Source organism: Bythopirellula polymerisocia (assembly GCF_007860015.1).
Lineage (GTDB): Bacteria > Planctomycetota > Planctomycetia > Pirellulales > Lacipirellulaceae > Bythopirellula > Bythopirellula polymerisocia.
Genome location: NZ_SJPS01000026.1, coordinates 1 through 2,502, shown reverse-complemented (window position 1 = coordinate 2,502; position 2,502 = coordinate 1). Strand labels below are relative to the sequence as shown.

Genomic DNA, 2,502 nt, shown 5'->3' with positions numbered 1-2,502 from the left:
CGAACGTGTTCTTGCACTACGTGCTGGACCTCTGGTTCGAACAAGAAGTGAAGCCCCGCCTGCGTGGGAAGGCTTTCCTCATCCGCTATGCGGATGATTTCGTGATCGGCTTTTGCGATCCTCGCGATGCTGAACGCGTGCTGGAAGTCCTTCCGAAACGATTTGGTAAGTATGGGCTGACTGTCCACCCGACCAAGACGAAACTTATATCGTTCCGTCCCCCGTCTTCACGGACGAAGGACGACGATCGTCCTGGCACGTTTGACCTGCTTGGATTCACCCACTACTGGGCGAAATCCCTGAAGGGCTATTGGGTGGTCAAGCTCAAGACTGCTACGGATCGTTTCACCCGCGCTGTTCGTCGCATCGATCAATGGTGCCACGACAATCGACACTTGTCGCTTGCAGAGCAGCAGCAAAAGCTCAACCAGAAGCTACGTGGACACTATGCGTATTACGGAGTTACAGGGAACTCGGAAGCAATGAACCGGTTTCGCCAAGAAGTCGAGAACCGATGGCGTAAGTGGCTTAACCGCCGCAACAACATCCGCTCGATGCATTGGGAGAAATTCTGCGCATTGCTCCGTCGCTACCCACTTGCTCCGGCGCGCGCAGTTCGTTCGCAGCTTCGCCACGCAGCGAAACCATGATTTGAGGAACCGTATGCTCTAATGTGGGCACGTACGGGTCTGTGGGAGCCCTGGGTGAGTAATCACCCAGGGCCACCTGGTCCGACCGCTGGAAGAGCTTTTTCCACGGCGCAGCGGTGTCAAATCTCGAAGTACACCTCTGCGAGTTGGCGTAGAGCGTAACTCCAGTCGGCTGGTCCACCCGCGGGCAGTTTCCGCTATGCCAGATTACAGTCGGTGTCTCTCACCTCAGCGTGCGGGATACTGGCGGTTGTTTGCAAATTGCGATTCGACATGTGGGTGCAACGCTAACTTGTGTCATCCACGGCAGAGCAGATCGACGCGGGCTCTCCCGAGAGCTTTGCCCGACAAGAAAGCTCCGAAAAACAGTCGTCATTTGCCTTTATTCACCGTTGCCTCAATAACGACGACCTATTCGAGCAAAGATCTGGAGTACCGCCAGAAACAAACCGACTGGGACTCCTACATATAATCCGCCGATTCCAAGGCTGAAGCCTATGAGCAGGCTCCATAAATCCAGCGACCCGTCTGTGCAAAATGCCAACGAGTATAAGAACGCTCCCCAGGATGGTCCTAGAAAAAACGCGGTCAATGCACCGATCACCGGCATATTCCGACGATGCCACGCCCAGGCAGTGACGGCGATTGCAGCCACCCCAAACATAGCGATAACTAATACTATCTGCATGAGAGACTCTTTATCTTGCGATAGTTCTATGAGAATTGGGCGACGAATTTCGGATTGCCTCGTAGCCTCTGCGCAAGTTTTCGAGATTTGCTATATGTAGGTAGGCTTTGGCGAAGCGGCACATATGCCACATCTTAGTTTGATAGTGCAATTCTATTCTCCAGGCGGCCTCGCGTCTCAGTTAGAGAAAATCGCTCTATTCATAGCTGCTATTTAACGGTTCGTTGTTTCTTCGAGTCGAGCAATGCGACGATCGAGTTGCAAGACTTCTTCGCTCAAGCGATGTGTCTCCCAATGCAAGTGGTCGACAAGTGTCAGAGTACTCACAGGGTCGCTAGTCAACTCCGTCCGTAACCTGCATACCTCCGCGTAACTCCGTAGTCTTTCAAGTTGTGCATCGGTAATCAGATTCTCATTCTTATTCCGCAATTCTTCCGCCGCTTTCAGATCATGGTTTGCCAATTGTGACTGCAATGTGACGTGTCCCAGGATCGATTGGCTGAAGTCTGCGCCTTGCTCCGAGTGAGACAGATTCTGTTCAGCGAATCGAACTTGCAGTAGCATTCGTTTGATGTCGTAATCAGCAACAGATTTATTGACCAGACGGTTCTGTTCACGAGCCTCTGCAAGCTCTGCATTGGCAAGTCTAAGACAGGCGCGGGCGTAAGCAACCGAGAGATTGTCTTCTGGCATGTTTTCGGAAGGGGAGTTGTATGGTGCCGGGGAGACACGATCAACTGTCTCGTCACTTTGCTGTTGAGTTGACGCCGTTGAGCAAATAGCCAATACGATGATTGAAATTGAAAGTACAAACGTTTTGTGAGTGAACATGATTTTGTCCCTCCTTCTCTTAGGTGCCAGATTTCGAAGTACCACGTTGTCCCTCAATCTCAGCCTTATATGCTGTCAATGTGGACATCCATGCAACTCTGGCCAAGCGGCAGATACCGAAAACCCTAGGAAGTGTTAGTACCGGCCTTCGTGGCAGACAGAAGGCCCCCCGCTAGCAGTCAAAACCTCAGGGGCACCATTTATAACATCCGCAAATGTGCTATCGATAATTCTTCATCGAGCGTCTGCTTTTCCTGCACGATCACGTCCAATTCACCATGGTCGACCCAGCACCCTAAGCATTGATCACAGCGATCAATCCTAACCGGCCGC

General features: G+C 51.9%; 4 protein-coding genes. 1 reads left to right on the top strand and 3 read right to left on the bottom strand.

The window, feature by feature from the left end; translation table 11 throughout:
• The coding region (locus Pla144_RS24345; RefSeq protein ID WP_146453314.1) for a reverse transcriptase domain-containing protein at window positions 1-650 on the top strand (650 nt) is incomplete at its 5' end.
• 397 nt (window positions 651-1,047) lie between these two features.
• On the opposite strand, the gene Pla144_RS24340 is transcribed toward Pla144_RS24345, so the two are convergent.
• From Pla144_RS24340 to Pla144_RS25640, 3 genes are all read right to left on the bottom strand, one after another.
• Complete coding sequence (locus tag Pla144_RS24340; RefSeq protein ID WP_146453313.1) at window positions 1,048-1,338, bottom strand: hypothetical protein; 291 nt, start codon at window positions 1,336-1,338, stop codon at window positions 1,048-1,050.
• Between the two features lie 213 nt (window positions 1,339-1,551).
• A complete protein-coding gene (locus Pla144_RS24335) occupies window positions 1,552-2,169 on the bottom strand; it encodes a hypothetical protein (protein WP_146453312.1) in 618 nt (205 codons plus the stop codon).
• A 200-nt stretch (window positions 2,170-2,369) separates the two neighbouring features.
• Window positions 2,370-2,489, bottom strand: coding sequence for a zf-TFIIB domain-containing protein (locus Pla144_RS25640; protein WP_391580981.1), 120 nt, complete (start codon window positions 2,487-2,489; stop codon window positions 2,370-2,372).
• Window positions 2,490-2,502: the final 13 nt, after the last annotated feature.